Consider the following 17,313-nt stretch of genomic DNA (forward strand, 5'->3'; position numbering starts at 1 on the left):
GAAATCCAGCAACACTTCCCCCTGGCGGAAAACACTTCACTGATCCTGTCCGAACGCGGGAAATCCCGCTCCGCACCGAGTAAATAAACCCCCTGTGTTGATCCCCTCCGCGATGCTGCGAGAATTATGGGGAAAATTGCGTTCTTTTTCGCCGATAGCACACTCCCAAGCTGCTCAATAATGCCGCATGTCATCCACGCGCAGTAATTCCACGTGGAGTTATCAGTCATTCGGGTTGTGACAGGAATCTGCAGTGAGCGAAGAGAGCGATCAGGAACGAACGGAACCAGCGTCCCCCAGACGCCTGGAAAAGTCTCGTGAAGAGGGGCAGGCACCGCGCTCCACGGAACTGTCGACATTTGCCCTCCTTATTACAGCTGGGACTGGCCTTTGGCTCGTGGGCGGACACTTCAGCAGCCAGCTTGCCCGATTGATGAAGGAGGGGATGCATATCCCGCGTGAAATCGGATTTGAGTCGGCGCGCCTGGTTGAGCGCCTGTTCGACCAATCCTTCCATGTGCTGATTACCTTCTCTCCCTTCCTGATACTGATGATCCTGGTCGCACTGGTTGCGCCCATGCTGCTTTCCGGATGGCTTTTCAGCTGGAAGTCGCTCAATCCCGATTTCAAGCGGATAAATCCATTAAGCGGCTTAAGCCGGATGTTTTCACTGCACAGCCTGATCGAATTGGCGAAAGCTCTCCTCAAAGCCGCGCTGATCGGTGGCGCAGGGGTATGGACGATCTGGCATTACAAGGAATCCGTGTTGTCGCTCATCGCCCAGCCACTCGTCCCGGGTTTAACTCATATGGGCGAACTGGTTGCTCTGAGTTTTTTTACCATCGCAGGCACCATGATACTGATTGCCACAGTGGATGTGCCGTTCAGATTGTGGGATCACTACCGCAAGCTCCGAATGACGAAGGAAGAAGTTCGTCAGGAAAACAAGGAAACGGAGGGTAATCCGCAAATCAAGGGGCGTATCCGTGCGCAGCAGCGCGAAATGGCAAGAAAGCGCATGATGACCGAAATTCCCAGGGCGGATGTGATTATCACAAACCCTACCCATTACTCCGTCGCGCTCAAATACGAAGATGGCAAGATGCGCGCGCCCCGTGTCGTCGCCAAGGGTGTCCATCTGTTGGCCCTGAAAATCCGCGAGGTAGGACATCAGCACAAAGTACCGGTGCTGGAAGCCCCACCGCTGGCCCGTGCCCTCTATCAGCATGCTGAGCTGGGAGATGAAATTCCCCAGGCCCTCTATAACGCCGTCGCCGAGGTGCTTGCCTACGTCTATCAATTGCGCCGTCATCAGCAATATGGCCAGGTTGGTGGCAAGGCGCCAATCCTGCCGGAACTTGCCGTGCCGGCTGAGCTGGATCCGGAAAACAAGGCGTTCAAGAAAGCGGGAAGAACTGGAAAACCTGAATAACGATGGCTGCGATGACAAAACTGACTTACCTGTTTAGCGGTGCGAGGGCGCGCAGTCTTGCAGGCCCGCTGCTGATATTCATGATCCTCGGCATGATGGTGCTGCCACTGCCTGCATTTTTACTGGACATGATGTTCACCTTCAACATCGCGCTTTCCATCATGGTGCTGCTGGTCAGCATCCATACGCACAAACCGCTGGATTTTGCCGTGTTTCCCACGGTACTGCTCCTTTCGACGCTGCTGCGATTGTCGCTCAACGTGGCGTCTACCCGCGTGGTGCTGATGCAAGGCCATACCGGTCCGGATGCGGCAGGAAAGGTCATAGAGGCATTCGGTCATTACCTCGTCGGCGGAAATTATACAGTCGGCATAGTAGTGTTCGTTATTCTGGTGGTGATCAACTTTATCGTGATCACCAAGGGTGCTGGCCGCATTGCGGAAGTTTCCGCGCGCTTTACGCTGGATGCCATGCCGGGTAAGCAGATGGCAATCGATGCGGACCTCAACGCGGGCCTCATCGGTGAGGAGGAGGCCGGCAGGCGGCGCGTCTCCATTGCGCAGGAGGCGGAGTTTTACGGTTCCATGGATGGCGCGAGCAAGTTCGTAAGAGGAGATGCGATAGCGGGAATTCTCATCCTCTTTATTAATGTAATTGGCGGATTGATAGTCGGCGTCCTGCAGCATGACCTCGATCTTGCGACCGCCGCCAGAAATTACACCCTGCTTGCCATCGGTGACGGACTGGTGGCACAGATTCCCGCGCTTATTATCTCTACTGCTGCCGGCCTGATAGTTAGCCGCGTCGGCACCGATGAGGATATCAGCACTCAGCTGGCGGGCCAGCTTTTCTCAAATCCCCAGGTATTGGCTTTGACTGCCGCTATCATCGGCCTCATGGGCCTGATACCTGGCATGCCCCACATTGCCTTTCTGCTGCTGGCTGCATTGTGCGGTGGCGGCGCCTATCTGATGGAACAGCGCCGCAAGCGGCTTGCATCGCAGGCGCCGACAGCGCCCGTTATCCAGGTGGAGACGCAGGACGCGAGCTGGGAGGATGTCATGCCTGTGGACATACTGGGGCTGGAGGTGGGTTATCGGCTGATTTCGCTCGTGGACAAGGCCCAGGACGGGGAGCTTCTCGGGCGGATCAAAGGCGTGCGCAAGAAATTCGCCCAGGAGGTCGGGTACCTTCCGCCGACTGTTCATATCCGTGACAATCTGGAACTGCGCCCTAACGGTTACCGGATAACGCTCAAGGGTGTCGCTATTGGAACCGGTGAAGTCAATGTGGGGCAGTATCTCGCCATCAATCCGGGCATCGTATCCGGCAACGTGCCTGGTCTTCCCACCACCGATCCGGCCTTCGGGCTGCCCGCTGTCTGGATAGAAGCAGGTCAGCGAGAGCGCGCCCAGTCGCTCGGGTATACGGTGGTCGATGCAGGCACTGTCGTTGCCACCCATCTCAATCATCTAGTGCACAGCCACGCTGCCGAATTGCTGGGCCGCACCGAAGTGCAGCAACTAGTGGATCGACTCTCAAAGGATTCTCCCAAGCTGATGGAAGATATGGTTCCGAAACTGCTCCCGCTCTCCACCCTGCAGAAGGTGCTGCAGAATCTGCTCGAAGAGAATGTGCATATCCGCGACATGCGAAGCATCGTCGAAGCCCTGGCCGAGCACGCCTCGAAAGTTCAGGATGCGCATGAGCTGACGGCGCTGGTGCGCATCGCGTTGGGGCGGTCAATCGTCCAGCAGATATGGCCGCAAGCCAGCGAGTTGCAGGTGATGGCGCTTGATTCCGGACTGGAAAGGTTGCTGACGCAAGCTTTGCAGGCCAGTCCGACGGGGGCGGGAATCGAGCCGGGACTTGCCGATACCCTTATTCGGGAGGCAGCTGGAGCCAGTCAGCGGCAGGAGCAGGTGGGACTGGTTCCCGTGTTGCTGGTGCCGGCGTCGCTTCGAACCTTGCTGGCGCGTTTTCTGCGCCGCGCCGTACCTCAACTGAAAATACTGTCGCATGCGGAAGTACCCGATTCAAGCAATATTAAAGTCACTTCGATCCTTGGAGCCAGAGCATGACTATCAAACGATTTTTCGCCAAAACAACCAGTGAAGCATTGCGCATGGTACGCGATGAGCTCGGGTCAGACGGAGTGATTCTGTCGAACCGGGCGGTAGACGACGGTGTCGAGATATTGGCCTTGAGCAATAGCGATATGTCTGCGTTGCTTCCGCCGCCGGAACGTCAGAAAGAAGATGGACAGCAGCAAAGGCGGCGTGAGGAGGACAGGAACGGGCTTTATTCACCCGAAGTGTCGCCACCCGCGCCTGCGGTCTCCAGGAGCGAGCCCGGAAATCCTGCTGTACATCCTGCTGCGAGTGCGGAGCAGGCGGCAAGAATTGAAAGAACCGTGGAAGATTCACCTCAGGCTGATTCGCTTCCTTCGCCGCGAAAGAAGACGCAAGAGACGGGTCACGTTGCCAGGACGAACAAAAAAACCATTCCACAAGTTTCCAGCAAACGTCCTCGCGCAACTACGGGACGCGTGCAGTCCACGAAGAGTGGAGAAGGGTTGACGAAGAAAAGCAGCAGAGGAACACCCCGCATCAAAGCGAGCAGCACGGCGGGGAATACCGACGTGTCAGATTTCCGGAGCTGGCGTAAACGGTCGGAGAATACACGCCGCACGGCAGGCGGGATGAATCCCGGCAGGCAGCGGCGGCTTGCGCTGGATTCTCTTCAAGTCGCGGACAAGGTTGCGGCGAGTGTTCTCAAGGAAGTCCGTTTCATGCATTCAACATTGGAACAGCAACTTGCCTTACTAAGCCGGAACGAACAGGAGAGGCGCGATCCGGTGCGCGGGCAATTATTTCGCCAGTTGCTGGCGGCAGGACTCCATGATGCTTCCGTGCAGGCGCTGCTGGATCAATTGCCAGGAAATCTGGACGCAAGCGCAGCCATGAGCTGGGTAAGAACGACGCTGACAGACAGCCTCCAGACTATCGGGAATGAGAACGAAATTCTGGAGAAGGGAGGTGTTTACGCACTGGTAGGGCCGACCGGTGTGGGTAAGACGACGACTACTGCGAAGCTCGCAGCGCGTTGTGTTGTCCGCCACGGCGCGAGCAAGGTCGCTTTGCTGACGACCGACAGCTACCGCATAGGCGGGCACGAGCAGTTACGGATTTATGGCAAGATTCTCGGGGTCACGGTGCATGCGGTGAGGGATACGCAGGACTTGACGCTCGCGTTGAATGAATTGCGCGGTAAGCATATGGTGCTGATCGACACGGTTGGCGTGGGGCAGCGCGACCAGATGGTGGCCGAACAGGTTGCCATGCTGAGCGGCTGCGGCAGTGAAATCAAGCGCCTGCTGCTGCTCAACGCTGCCTCGAGCTGGCATACATTGGATGAAGTTGCGCAGGCCTACTGGGGCGATGGTCTGGCGGGCGCCATCATCAGCAAGCTGGATGAAGCGGTGGTAACGGGCTGTGCGCTTGATATAGCCATGCGCCACAGCTTGCCTCTCTACTACGTCGCTCATGGCCAGCGGGTCCCCGAGGATATCGAGCTCGCGGATGCCGAGTCTCTGGTAAACCGCATGTTCGACGATCTCTCGCAGTTTGCTCATTTTCCTCAGTTCCAGGACGCCACGTCTTTTACCCCTATCGACCATTCATGCTCGATAGCCGGGACAAGTCGCGAGTGTAGCGGAATCGGGCCGGATACGGGCGAGGTGTTCCTTGACTGAGCCGATCCATGACCAGGCAGAGGGCCTGCGCCGATTGCTGGTTCAGAATTTCCTGCGCATTGTCACACTCACATCCGGCGGAACGGGTGCGGGAAAGACCACAGCCGTGATCAATCTCGCGGCGGCTCTGACACGCAATGGAAAAAGCGTGCTGGTAATCGACGAGAACACGGGCGCAGGCAATGTATGCGGACTGTTGGGGTTGAACGCGCACCGCGACCTGCTGGATGTCATTCGACGCGACAAAACCGTGCAGGAGGTGGTTGTCAGGAGCGTCCACGGATTTTCGATCCTGCCCGCGGGGCAGGGCATGCGCGCCCTTGAAAAACTCAACGCCGGTGACCGGGCCCATCTGATCGGATCTTTCGCGCATATAACGCCGCCATTCGACGTGGTCCTGATCGATGCTGTGCCGGGCAGGGCCAGCCGCTCGCTTTCGCTTGCTCTTTCAAGTCATGAAATCGTTGTGGTTGCTTCGCCCGAAGCCGCTTCCATTACTGCGGCCTATGCGCTGATCAAGCATATCAACGGAAACTGCCAGAATAAACGGCGCTACCACATTCTGATCAATAAAGCAGTTACAGGAATCGAAGCAAATACCATTTTCAGCAATATGGAGAGCGCTGCCAGGCGTTATCTGGGGATTTCGCTCCAGTTCCTGGGGTATATACCGTACGAGCACAAGCTTTGTCCTGGTAACCCGTTGCCCAAATCTCTTTCGGCTGCGTCCTTCGGGGCAGCGTTCCAGCATGCGGCGGAATCGTTGACTCACTGGCCGTTCGAGGAGGATGAAGGGCGAGGTCTCGAACGCTTCATGCAATGTTTGCTGCAAGGCAGTGCCGGCAGTCAGGGTGCCAGAATGAATGCCGTTACAGCAGAGTCATAGTGAGGAACAGCATGTACACTTCGGTCGGCATGATCGATAAACAGCAGCAGATCGTGGAGTTTACCCCGCTTGTAAAACGGATCGCTAATCACATGATGGCGAGATTGCCTGTCAGTGTGGAAGCAGACGACCTGATACAGGTCGGAATGATCGGCCTGATGGAGGCGTTGAACCGGTATGAGGAGATGCCCGGCGCACAATTCGAAACCTATGCGCAGCAACGCATCCGCGGCGCCATGCTCGACGAACTGCGCCAGCTGGACTGGCTTCCACGAGGAGCTCGAAGGGCCATGCGCCAGATCGAGGGCGCTATCAATGTGTTGCAACAGCGCCTGGGCCGCTCTCCTTCGGAGCGGCAGATCGCCGAAGAACTCGGCGTGTCGATCGAAAATTACCAGCAGATGCTGTTTGAAGCAAGAGGGACTCAGCTCATCCATTATGAGGATTTTTCGGACGATGAGGACGACGATTTTCTGGAGCGCAACTGTGCCGATAATACTGCCGATCCGCTGGGGGCGCTGCTCGACGGCGATTTGCGCCAGATTTTGATCAACGCGATAGAGGCTCTGCCCGAGCGCGAAAAAACGCTGATGGGGCTGTACTACGAGCAGGAACTGAATTTCAAGGAAATCGGCGCCGTTTTAGGCGTCTCCGAATCGAGAATATGTCAAATACATAGCCAGGCGGTTGCCCGACTACGTGTGCGACTCAAGGAAAGCGCATGGACTTCAATAGCATAATCGGTATCAGTATTGCACTGGTTGCCGTTTTTGGCGGGCAAGTGCTCGAAGGGGGACACCACGCATCGCTCATTCAGGTTACTTCCCTCGTAGTCGTGCTGGGCGGGACGCTGGGAGCTGTCCTGCTGCAAAGTCCAGTCCGCCAGTTTGTACTTGCCATGAAAATGAGCCGCTGGATATTTGTTCCGCCAGTGCTCAACCCCGAGGCGTTGGTACAACATATCGCAACCTGGAGCGCTGCTGCGCGCAAGGAGGGTTTGCTGGCACTCGATAATCATGTTGAAGGCATCGACGATCCTTTCGTGAGAAAAGGACTGCAGATGGTGGTGGACGGAACCGAACCCAAGGTGTTGCAGCGCGTGCTGGAAGTGGAGATCGAGACTTTCGAGGATCTCCACCATCAGGGGGCCAAGGTATGGGAAGCAGCCGGAGGTTATGCACCGACTATCGGCATCCTTGGAGCGGTGATGGGATTAATCCAGGTAATGGAGAACCTGTCCAATCCTGCCGACCTTGGCGCGGGTATCGCCGTCGCATTCGTCGCGACCATTTATGGTGTCGGCCTGGCAAATCTTGCATTTCTGCCTATTGCAAATAAGCTGAAGACCCTCATTGCCCGTCAGGTATTGCTGCGCGATATGCTGGTCGATGGCTTGGTAGGAATTGCAAAAGGCGAGAATCCACGGCTTATTGCAGAACGGCTGAAGGGATATGTTGTATGACGAAACCTTCCGTCGAATCGTGCAGCTTGCTCAGTAGAACAATCGTTCCATTCAGGAGAAATGATGAAAAACAGTGACAAAACAGCTATCACAAACGAAGACGAAGCCAACGAAGCCAACGAAACGGATATGTCTGGAGATGACAGGCAAAGACCGATGAAGGATGGCGTGTACGTGGAGAGACGCCAGGGAGAAAGACGTGCAGGCGTAGAACGGCGCGACCCCAATAGCCGGGGAGCAAGCGAAAGAAGAAATCCGGACCGGCGCAAAGGCGGGCGCAGGGCGAGCGATAAAGAATAGATCGGCAACCAATAAAAGAAGATAACGTAAGCAGCGCTGATAGAGTATCCCCTCCAGCTAATTCCTATGGCCCGCAAACGCAAACTGGAAGAGCGTGAAAATCACGAGCGGTGGCTCGTATCCTACGCTGACTTTATCACGCTGCTGCTCGCGCTGTTTGTCATGATGTATGCAGTTTCACAGTTAAACGAAGGCAAATACCAGCGAGTGGCCGGTTCGCTGGTGAGCACATTCGGTGCGCAGCCGGATCGAAGCGTACTCATTACGCCTGAGTCCGCGCCCTTGTCGCCTGTCCAGGAGTCACCGGAAGAGGATCGGGCAATAAAAAAGGCGCGTCGTCTGGCCGAGGCGCAGCGCCGGCAGCAGGAAGCAATGGAAGTTATCGCAAGGGATGTCGTGGCGGCCTTTCAGCCATTCAGCTCGCTTATCGAGAACGGGCAGGTGAGGGTGATTCCGAGCAGCCGGGGACTGGCTGTGGAAATCAATGCCAGGGTATTATTTGCGCCGGGGCAGGCAGTTCTGGAACAAAACTCCGCGCGGGTTCTTGAAGCGGTGGCGCAGGTGCTGAAAGATAACGACTATCCCATCCAGGTGGAAGGCCATACGGACAGTATTCCGATCGTCACCGATAAATTCCCTTCCAACTGGGAATTATCAGCAGTGCGGGCCAGCAGCGTGGTTCGATTGCTCATCGGCAGCGGAGTAGAAGCGGCACGGCTGACTGCTGTGGGCTATGGCGAGAACCGGCCCGTGGATTCGAACGATACCGAAGATGGCCGCACGCGTAATCGACGCGTTACCGTCATGATCCTCTCCAATCCAGAACACAATCCATTGTCCGATAGCCTTGAGGACACGTCACAGGAAACCGAGTCCGCGACGGCAGCGGATTCTGAGAGAACCGCTTGCCTTTTTCGGCGAGAGAAACTAACATAAGTTTTTCCTGCGGGGATTCAGCAGCCTCCCCATTCAAGACGTCCGCATTTCAAGACCTCGGCGTCCAAGGCCTGCTCCAATCTTAAGGGTCGAATTCCCTGTAGAGGAGAGCGCATGGACGCTTCAAGCAAAGATACCAGTGCACCGGGCTTCGCCGATATATCCCTCCTGTTGCTCTCGCCGAAGTCGATCACTCGCACTGGATGATCTTGCGTAATCAAGTGATCAGTGATTCAGGAAACAGCGTGGTCTGATGGCGCGAAAGTCCGATTAAGTGATCACAATATTCCTTGGGTTTATAGACGTCTCGTCAGTGTAATAACCGCAAGAGTTGTGACGTGGGGAATCCAGTTCGCCCGAAGAGCAGGGCGCTTAACAGGGGGCCGAGATTGAGATGCAGTTTTTTCACAACCTGACATGCGAAAATAAGAAAAACCTATGGCAAAAAATAAGGAGAAATAATATTGGATGTTTTTTATTACTGGAAAGAATTTGAAGAAAATGTCAAAAATGACATGCTGGGACGGTTCGTTTCCAGCAAACCCCAACTTGAAAAATTGAAAGACCGCTACCCCGGCTACATCTGGACATTCATGATTCCGAAGGGGCGGAGAGGGCAGCCTGGTGAAGGTAATTGTAAGTTGAAGCTTCTTGCCAGGCTAAAGTGGTCTGATACTCCGCTCCGGCGTTTGAAGCCAACAGAAAAACCAAAATCCGGGTCAGAGATTTATTACGATCATACAGCGGACGATTCTATTTTCTATGAGGGCACTGATTCAGATGAAGCACTTGATCTCGTTACTGGACTAATGAGGACGAAATTCTTTCCGGCATTCAGGTCGAACTTTCGGGGCGTGAATGGCGTACAAGTTATGGAGAAAGCTCTTGTAGATACGCTCAGTAAAGAAATTGCCCATTATCCAAGTAGCCAGTTTTTAACTGGAATAGACAAACTCAAGTCGTCCACGTAACAGTTATGATAAAGGGGGCCGCGTCCTGTTTTACTTCCTTAGATCTCGCCGAGCCGACGTCCACCGGAAAAGGTCCGTGGTTGACCATCGGAGCCATAAAGACCACTATCATGGAGGCCACAGGCAGCAGCCTGTAATGCAGAAAGTCTTTGCTGGTTATAACGGAGGCGCTGGTTCACGAGAATACCGTTGATTTCGTTTATCTGGTGGGCGGTTTCAGTCAACTGGAGCAGTTCCTGCCAGGCCATAGCCGCGGTGGGATGATCTGCCAGCCTGCGTTCCATATCGCCCTGATCTTCGAGGGAGTCAGGCACTGCAAGCCACTGCTCGCGGGCCTGGGCAAGCTCGGCAAGCTGCTGGGCATGACTTGCTTTTTCCGCTGCGAGTAGCAAGAGCACAGACACATCCGCCTGGTGCAAGGCATGCTGCTCCCTGCGCAGCACGTCGATGAACACTCGTACGGCATCGCGCTCGTTAGCAATGCCGGCAATGGGATCGAAAACAGCGTTATTCAATTTGTCCCTACCTGCTTCGAATCAGGTCATGGACAGTGTCAAGTAATCCGTCAGCCACTTTGTCCGCGTTGACCGTAAAACGGCCTTCACTGATGGCCTGCTTGATTTCTGCTACCCGCTCAGCATCAAAAACCTCGCCCTTCGACAAATTTTTCTCGATATTTTGCAGTTGCCCACTCAGTTGAATATTGGTGCTTATGCTATTCGCGCTACTCGCACCACTTGCACCCCTTGCACCCGAGGTGGCAGCATTTGCTGCAGCGCGCTGTCCCGATTTACCGGGAGACGGCTGTCCCTCGTTAACCGGCTTGACAGACTCTGTTTTGATTGAGTTCTCTATTTTCAATTGCTTGTCTCCTCAGTTTGACCGTAGACAGTTTAACGGAGAACCCGGAGGAAACTTGAGGTTTTTGACATCCTCGCCCACCTGAAGGAAGGTGATTCCTGCGGCGCTAAACAAGAGCGAACTCCTGCATAGTCGCTTCGGCGGGTTCCTGCTTCGCTGGACGGCCCGACTGCGCCGTTCCTCCACAGGCCAACACGGCATGTCCTGCCGCCAGGATATTGATCGCGCCGACCAGATCGGCGCTTTCCTCGAAACCACACTTATTGGGCGAGGTTTGCCGCGCATTCCGATCAATAAGTTACTTCAACGATGGCGCCTGCCCGGGCAATGCCGCTTACAACCGTGCCCGAAGCGCTTCGAACTTTTACCACCTGGCCCTCTGTTGCATGGGTAAGCGCTTTGCCTTCCGCGCTCACACTGAACCCTCGTCCGCTGGAGACAAGCTTCACAGTCTGATTCTGTATTACGGCTGTCTGAGCGCGAAGCATATCCTGGCGCAGCGGACTTCCGAAAGGGAGGCTGCCTCCCAAGGTTCTGCCAATTGCCTGATTCCAGTCGGTGACGATACCTGGTGGAAGCTGGGTGAGATCGCCTTTCCGGCTGGTCAAGTCTGAAGCCGCAATTACCTGTCCCTGTCTCAGTGGTCTGGTGGTTACCAGATAGTCAGCCACGACTTTTACGGTAGCGCGCACGTAAATGGTCCAAGGGTTGGGTGCCGTACACTGCACCATGACGGTTGTATTTCCCCAGGGGCGGGTGCCCGGCGGCAAGGAGGGTTCAAGCGCCGTGCAAGCCGGCAGCGCCACCCGCGCATCGATCGGCCCCGGCGTGATTTCCACCTCGCCGGGAAGACCGATCGACTGCATCTGCAGGAAGCTCAAAACCGCCTGTTGGACGCCATGCGGATCCTGCCTTGCAATTGCCGGGGCAGAGGCTGTTGCGGAGACGGACGAGGGGAGAATCAAGGGTAGGAGAATGAGCAGGCTCGGGCTACAGGACAATAACCCGGATAGTAGTCGAAGATGGATGGCAGGCATATGGACTCTCAAAAAAATGCTTCCGGTGAGCAACTACAGGATTCTAGTGCGCACGAGTTCCGGGTAGCGGTGGAAATGAGAGGTGTTTTTTCCGCTATTCAGGGCATTATCCCTATACGATATCACTGTGCGATTGCCTGCTTCCTTACGTGATTGTTGCTGCAATGGACCCGTAGTGGGTCCCTAGGCAATTGGAGGGATGGGAAATCCAGAAGCTGCAACGGCTGCGGAATCTGATTTCAAAGTCGAGATAAGGGGATTTAGGGGATTTATCCCCTTTTGATCCGGGTTTTGGACAACTTGCATCCCTAATAAGATGTTTTCGTTTATCCATATCAACAGGAAGTGAGATTGAGAGAAGGGGGAGATTTCCGTGATCGATAAGCTTGACCATGCATTTCGATTTTATCAGGACGCGGCCAGTCTGCGGGCGCACAGGCAGCAATTGATTGCTTCAAACATTGCGAATGCAGATACGCCCCAATACAAGGCGCGTGACATTAATTTCAAGGAAGTGATGGAAGGCGCATTGACCGGAAGGCGCGGCGTCATCCTCGTCACAAGTGCGCCGAATCATATTGCTTCTCCAACAGGGACAGGGGTGGCGGCGGGGCAGCAATTGCTGTACAGGACCGCCGTACAAGGCAGTGTGGACGGGAACACGGTCGATATGGATGTGGAGCGCAACCAGTTTGCCGATAACGCCATTCACTATGAGGCCAATCTCACATTCATCAGCGACCAGATCAGGCAGATGCGGACTGCCATCCAGGGTTAGGGAGAAAGCGGAATATGTCTCTTTTCAATATCTTTACCGTGGCCGGGTCGGCCATGACAGCCCAGAATCAGCGCCTCAATGTGGTTGCAAGCAACCTGGCAAACGCGGACAGCGCGGCGAGTTCCAATGGACAGCCGTACAAGGCAAAGCAAGTCGTGTTCATGAGCACTTCGCCTACAGGGGACAACGGTATCTCCAACGGTACCCATGGCGTGAGGGTCTCCGGGGTAATCGAGGACCAATCTCCCATGAAGATGGTATACGAACCTTCGCATCCGATGGCGAATCCGGAGGGATTTGTCACCATGCCGAATGTAAATGTGGTGGAAGAGATGGTCGATATGATTTCCGCTTCGCGCTCATACCAGAACAATGTGGACATGATGAATACCGCGAAGACATTACTGCTGAAAACACTGACGATCGGACAATAGGAAACCTCCATGAGCACTATTCAGAATACACAGTCGGCAAGTAATCCATTTGCCGCTTATGGAACCGGAAGCACTGCCAAACCGGCAGAACAAGACCTGCAGGACCGGTTTCTCAAGCTGCTGGTTACCCAAATGAAAAACCAGGATCCGCTCAATCCTCTCGACAATGCGCAAGTCACCACACAGCTTGCCCAGATCAGCACCGTGAACGGTGTCGAGAGACTTAATGCAACCATTCAAGCCATTGCCGACAACTTTACCGCGGGGCAATCGCTGCAAGCCGCCGGCATGATCGGAAGAGAAGTGCTTGTGCCCGGCTCCACCTTGCAGTTGGCCGGCGGGGCGGCGCGGTTCGGCATTGAGCTGACGCAACCCGCGGATGAGGTGAAAGTAAGAATACATGACGCGGCCGGCCGCGAGATTCAAGTCATGAATCTCGGCCCCCGGGCGGCGGGTTCCCTCGAGTTGGTATGGGATGGCAAGACGAGTGATGGCAGCCAGGCGGCAGACGGGAACTACAGCATAAGCGTTGCCGCGCTGCGCGGCGATCAGAAGGTGGAAGTACAGGCATTGGCTGCGGCAACCGTTCAAGGTGTGTCCCAGGGAAATCAAGGCGTGCAACTGGATGTCGGCACGTTGGGAATGGTCGGATTGGCCGATATCCGGCAGATTTTTTAGGTTGTTCAAGGGTAGGAAGAGTCAGGAAGACGGCCGAAAGCCGTTTCAGCTACAGGGCATTTGGCATTTATCACGGTATTCCGTACTAACGAGCAGGCAGGGGAGGCGAAAACATGAGTTTTCAGCAGGGTTTAAGTGGTTTGAATGCGGCATCGAAAAACCTCGATGTCATTGGTAATAATGTAGCCAATACGAATACTGTCGGCTTCAAGCAGTCACAGGCGCAGTTTGCGGATATGTTCGCCAATTCGTTGTCGGGCGGTGGTGGCAGCACGCAGGCCGGCATCGGCGTCAAGGTGGCCGGAATTGCTCAGCAGTTCAGCCAGGGAAGTATTACCATATCCAACAATCCGTTCGATATCGCAATCAGCGGTGCGGGTTTCTACCGTTTAAGCGACCAGGGCACGATCAGCTATTCGCGCAACGGTCAATTTCATCCGGACAAGGATGGTTATATCGTCAACAGCAGTGGCCTTCGCCTTACCGGCTATATGGCCAACTCAGCCGGACAGATCAATTCCGGTACGCCCACCGATTTAAGGCTTTCCACTGCGGACCTGCCACCTGCCCCCACGACGCAGGTGAACGCACTGGTCAATCTCGATTCGCGCGGGACGCCGTTGAGTGCGGCCGCCTTCGATCTGACGGATCCGGCGACTTATCAAAGCTCAACCTCGCTTTCGGTCTATGACAGTCTGGGCAATTCGACTCCATTATCGACATATTTCGTCAAGACGGCAGCCAACAGCTGGGATGTGTTCGCTGCCAACGATGGCACTCTCCTCAATGGTGGTTCGTCGATTGGCACATTGAATTTCTTGTCCAACGGTAATCTCGACCCCTTGAGCTCCAGCAGCTTCAGTGTGACGGCTCCCGTCACCACCGGGGCCAATCCCCTCGCTTTCGATATCGATTTCGCAAACACGACTCAATTTGGTTCCAGTTTCGGTATCAATGCGTTATCGCAGGACGGGTACGCACCCGGCCAGCTCACTGGTTTCTCTATCGGCGAGGATGGGGTGGTGCGCGGCAGTTATTCCAACGGTAAATTTCTCTCCATGGGGCAGATCGCACTGGCCAATTTTGCCAACCCCCAGGGTTTGCAAGCAGCCGGCGATAATGCCTGGAAAGAAACTTCCGCTTCAGGCGCGGCGCTGGTAGCCGCGCCGAATACCGGCGGCCTGGGTGTGCTGCAGGCGGGCGCAGTTGAGGATTCGAACGTGGAGCTTACCTCCGAGCTCGTCAATATGATTACCGCCCAACGCGTTTATCAGGCCAATGCCCAGACCATCAAGACTCAGGATCAGATACTTCAGACAGTAGTGAATCTGAAGTAATCCGATTAGCAGGCAATCATTGGAGTAAATATGGACCGCATGATTTATGTTGCCATGACGGGCGCCAAGCACACGCTGGGACAGCACGCTGGGGTATCTCACAATCTGGCGAACGCGAACACTCCCGGATACCGCGCTGAAATAAATGCGCTGCGCGCTGTGCCGGTGTTCAGCGATACCCTCGCTACAAGGGCATTTGTGGTGGATTCAAGTGTCGGGGCGGATTTCCGTCCGGGCACTGCGCAGAACACCGGACGTGAGCTAGACGTAGCAATACAGGGGGCGGGGTGGATCGCGGTGCAACTGGCGGACGGTAGCGAGGCTTACACCCGCAACGGTGATCTTCATGTCAGTACCAATGGCGTATTGCAGACCCGCGACGGGTTGAACGTGCTGGGCGATACCGGGCTGATTTCCATCCAGCCCAATGCGAAAGTTACCATAGGCAACGACGGCACAGTTTCCACGGTGCCCGCCGGGGCCGGGACGAGCGAGCCCAATCTGGCTGTTGCTGTGGGCCGAATCAAGCTGGTTAATCCACCCGAAGCGCAACTCGTGCGCGGCCCTGATGGACTCTTCCGGCTCAGCGGCGGTGGCGAGGCGGAGGCGGATGGAAACGTTACCTTGAGCAGCGGTGCGCTGGAGGGGAGCAACGTCAATGTCGTGGAGGCGATGGTGGACATGATTTCCCTTTCCCGCCAGTTCGAGACGCATATGAAGCTGTTGCAGAATGCGGAAGGCAATGCCCAACGGGCAAGCCAGCTCCTGTCGATCAGTGGGTGAGGCAGGGAAGAATCCTGCACACTTCCGTATTGATATATCACCTTGATTAGTGATTGTAACCAGATAATAGAAAATAATTTTTCATGGAGTTGATGTGATTCGATCACTTTGGATTTCCAAGACCGGGCTTGATGCGCAGCAGACGCAGATGGATGTCATTGCCAATAACCTGGCGAATGTCAGCACAAACGGCTTCAAGCGCTCGCGTGCCGTTTTTGAAGACCTGCTGTACCAGACGCTCCGCCAACCGGGCGCACAATCCTCACAGCAAACCCAGCTGCCTTCCGGCCTGCAGCTCGGAACCGGCGTCAGGCCTGTTGCCACCGAGCGTATATTTACCCAGGGAAACTTGCAGCAGACCGGAAATTCCAAGGACGTCGCTATCCAGGGGCAGGGATTTTTCCAGGTGTTGCGACCCGACGGATCGACGGCCTATACCCGGGACGGTTCGTTCCAGACTGATTTCGAGGGGCAACTGGTGACGTCCAGCGGCTATTACGTTCAACCCGCGATCACCATTCCGCCGAACGCCCAGAGCATCACTGTGGGCCGTGATGGAGTCGTTTCCGTAACCACCCCGGATTCCACCGCGGCCGTTCAGGTGGGCCATCTGCAGCTTGCCACATTTGTCAATCCTGTCGGCTTGCAGAGCGTGGGCGAAAATCTTTATGTGGAAACAGCATCGAGTGGCACTCCGAACGTGACCAATCCCGGCACGGATGGAGCCGGGCTACTCAACCAGGGATATGTGGAAACCTCCAATGTCAACGTGGTGGAGGAGCTGGTCAATATGATTCAGACGCAACGGGCGTACGAGATCAATAGCAAGTCGGTGCAAACGTCGGACCAGATGTTGCAACGCCTGACTCAGCTATAGATCGGCAGTAATCGGGTCGAACATTCAAATGTCCACGGCTGAAGCGTCGATGGCAATCAAGAATCATGGCGGCACAAAATGGTTTTGAGTTTCTCAGCGAAGGGACGCACACGAGTCCTCGGTTTCATGACAGTAGTGCTGCTCGCGCTCTCCGGTTGCGTCAGTCTCCCGACGCCTGCGCCAATCATTCACCAACCTATGTCTGCGCGCGCGGTACCGCATCCCGCGCCTCCCGGCAACGGGTCGGTTTATCAGGACGTCGATCAATACCACTCCTTGTTCATCGACCGGCGGGCGCGCCAGATCGGCGATACCGTGGTGATTCTCCTCACCGAGCGAACCAATGCCAGCAAGCGCTCCAACAGCAGCGCCAACAAGAATGGCGATCTGAGTTTCGGCATTCCGCCAATCGTGTTTGGCGTGCCTATCACAAAAAAAATCGATCTCGGGGCGTCCTCGTCCAATGATTTCGCAGGTAAGGGCGAAGCGGCTTCCACCAATAATTTCAGCGGCACGATTACCGTTACTGTGATCGATGTGCTGCCCAACGGTTATCTGGTGGTAAGTGGCGAAAAACAGCTGGCAATGACCCAGGGCTCGGAGTACATCCGTTTTTCCGGCGTTGTGCGCCCGCAAACCGTGATCAACAATACCGTATCATCGATCCAGGTGGCGGATGCGCGCATCGAGTATAAGGCGAACGGCTATATCGACGAGGCGCAAACCATGGGCTGGCTTTCACGCTTCTTTCTGACCGTTGCGCCGTTCTGAAGGGCGCACCTGAGGT

At 55.4% G+C, this 17,313-nt stretch carries 19 protein-coding genes; 16 read left to right on the top strand and 3 right to left on the bottom strand.

Going from position 1 to position 17,313, the window contains the following annotated elements:
- Nucleotides 1-253: 253 nt before the first annotated feature.
- From flhB to ACZ5BW_RS06855, 9 genes are all read left to right on the top strand, one after another.
- Nucleotides 254-1,432 carry a flagellar biosynthesis protein FlhB gene (flhB, locus tag ACZ5BW_RS06815; RefSeq protein WP_464543509.1) on the top strand — a complete coding sequence of 393 codons (1,179 nt, stop codon included), beginning with the start codon at nt 254-256 and terminating at the stop codon, nt 1,430-1,432.
- 2 nt (nt 1,433-1,434) lie between these two features.
- Complete coding sequence (flhA, locus tag ACZ5BW_RS06820) at nt 1,435-3,513, top strand: flagellar biosynthesis protein FlhA (RefSeq protein ID WP_464543510.1); 2,079 nt, start codon at nt 1,435-1,437, stop codon at nt 3,511-3,513.
- Nucleotides 3,510-5,186, top strand: coding sequence for a flagellar biosynthesis protein FlhF (gene flhF / locus ACZ5BW_RS06825; protein WP_464543511.1), 1,677 nt, complete (start codon nt 3,510-3,512; stop codon nt 5,184-5,186). The genes flhA and flhF overlap by 4 nt, the downstream gene beginning before the upstream one ends.
- The gene (locus ACZ5BW_RS06830) at nt 5,179-6,072 is read left to right on the top strand and encodes an AAA family ATPase (protein ID WP_464543512.1); all 894 of its coding nucleotides are present in this window, start codon (nt 5,179-5,181) and stop codon (nt 6,070-6,072) included. Before flhF ends, ACZ5BW_RS06830 begins: the two co-directional genes overlap by 8 nt.
- 11 nt (nt 6,073-6,083) lie before the next feature.
- Entirely contained in the window at nt 6,084-6,812 is a 729-nt protein-coding gene (locus ACZ5BW_RS06835; RefSeq protein WP_464543513.1) for an RNA polymerase sigma factor FliA, read from the top strand.
- Complete coding sequence (locus ACZ5BW_RS06840) at nt 6,794-7,534, top strand: flagellar motor protein (protein WP_464543514.1); 741 nt, start codon at nt 6,794-6,796, stop codon at nt 7,532-7,534. Before ACZ5BW_RS06835 ends, ACZ5BW_RS06840 begins: the two co-directional genes overlap by 19 nt.
- A 60-nt stretch (nt 7,535-7,594) precedes the next feature.
- Nucleotides 7,595-7,834 carry a hypothetical protein gene (locus tag ACZ5BW_RS06845; protein ID WP_464543515.1) on the top strand — a complete coding sequence of 80 codons (240 nt, stop codon included), beginning with the start codon at nt 7,595-7,597 and terminating at the stop codon, nt 7,832-7,834.
- Nucleotides 7,835-7,900: 66 nt separating this feature from the next.
- The gene (gene motD, locus ACZ5BW_RS06850; protein ID WP_464543516.1) at nt 7,901-8,770 is read left to right on the top strand and encodes a flagellar motor protein MotD; all 870 of its coding nucleotides are present in this window, start codon (nt 7,901-7,903) and stop codon (nt 8,768-8,770) included.
- 464 nt (nt 8,771-9,234) lie between these two features.
- The gene (locus tag ACZ5BW_RS06855) at nt 9,235-9,741 is read left to right on the top strand and encodes a hypothetical protein (protein ID WP_464543518.1); all 507 of its coding nucleotides are present in this window, start codon (nt 9,235-9,237) and stop codon (nt 9,739-9,741) included.
- Nucleotides 9,742-9,779: 38 nt separating this feature from the next.
- Here ACZ5BW_RS06855 and ACZ5BW_RS06860 read toward each other — a convergent pair whose 3' ends face one another.
- The 3 genes from ACZ5BW_RS06860 to flgA all read right to left on the bottom strand — a co-directional run bounded on the left by ACZ5BW_RS06860 (nt 9,780) and on the right by flgA (nt 11,639).
- Nucleotides 9,780-10,256: a flagella synthesis protein FlgN gene (locus ACZ5BW_RS06860; protein ID WP_464543519.1), complete on the bottom strand. Its 477-nt coding sequence runs from the start codon at nt 10,254-10,256 to the stop codon at nt 9,780-9,782.
- A gap of 7 nt (nt 10,257-10,263) precedes the next feature.
- On the bottom strand, nt 10,264-10,602 hold the full coding sequence (flgM, locus tag ACZ5BW_RS06865) for a flagellar biosynthesis anti-sigma factor FlgM (RefSeq protein ID WP_464543520.1): 339 nt from the start codon (nt 10,600-10,602) through the stop codon (nt 10,264-10,266).
- Nucleotides 10,603-10,892: 290 nt separating this feature from the next.
- Nucleotides 10,893-11,639 carry a flagellar basal body P-ring formation chaperone FlgA gene (flgA, locus tag ACZ5BW_RS06870; protein ID WP_464543521.1) on the bottom strand — a complete coding sequence of 249 codons (747 nt, stop codon included), beginning with the start codon at nt 11,637-11,639 and terminating at the stop codon, nt 10,893-10,895.
- Between the two features lie 373 nt (nt 11,640-12,012).
- Here flgA and flgB point away from each other — a divergent pair, with 373 nt between their 5' ends.
- The 7 genes from flgB to ACZ5BW_RS06905 all read left to right on the top strand — a co-directional run bounded on the left by flgB (nt 12,013) and on the right by ACZ5BW_RS06905 (nt 17,297).
- Complete coding sequence (gene flgB, locus ACZ5BW_RS06875; protein ID WP_464543522.1) at nt 12,013-12,417, top strand: flagellar basal body rod protein FlgB; 405 nt, start codon at nt 12,013-12,015, stop codon at nt 12,415-12,417.
- A 14-nt stretch (nt 12,418-12,431) separates the two neighbouring features.
- Nucleotides 12,432-12,851, top strand: a complete 420-nt coding sequence (flgC, locus tag ACZ5BW_RS06880) for a flagellar basal body rod protein FlgC (protein WP_074707279.1) — start codon at nt 12,432-12,434, stop codon at nt 12,849-12,851.
- A 9-nt stretch (nt 12,852-12,860) separates the two neighbouring features.
- Nucleotides 12,861-13,529 (top strand): flagellar hook assembly protein FlgD, encoded by a 669-nt coding sequence (gene flgD, locus ACZ5BW_RS06885; RefSeq protein WP_464543523.1) that lies wholly within the window; start codon nt 12,861-12,863, stop codon nt 13,527-13,529.
- Between the two features lie 113 nt (nt 13,530-13,642).
- A complete protein-coding gene (gene flgE, locus ACZ5BW_RS06890) occupies nt 13,643-14,866 on the top strand; it encodes a flagellar hook protein FlgE (protein WP_464543524.1) in 1,224 nt (407 codons plus the stop codon).
- A gap of 30 nt (nt 14,867-14,896) precedes the next feature.
- A complete protein-coding gene (locus tag ACZ5BW_RS06895) occupies nt 14,897-15,649 on the top strand; it encodes a flagellar basal body rod protein FlgF (protein WP_464543526.1) in 753 nt (250 codons plus the stop codon).
- Between the two features lie 94 nt (nt 15,650-15,743).
- Entirely contained in the window at nt 15,744-16,526 is a 783-nt protein-coding gene (flgG, locus tag ACZ5BW_RS06900) for a flagellar basal-body rod protein FlgG (RefSeq protein WP_464543527.1), read from the top strand.
- A 126-nt stretch (nt 16,527-16,652) separates the two neighbouring features.
- Nucleotides 16,653-17,297 (top strand): flagellar basal body L-ring protein FlgH, encoded by a 645-nt coding sequence (locus tag ACZ5BW_RS06905; RefSeq protein ID WP_464543528.1) that lies wholly within the window; start codon nt 16,653-16,655, stop codon nt 17,295-17,297.
- Nucleotides 17,298-17,313 lie beyond the last annotated feature (16 nt).

The organism is Nitrosospira sp. TNL300, from assembly GCF_055385915.1.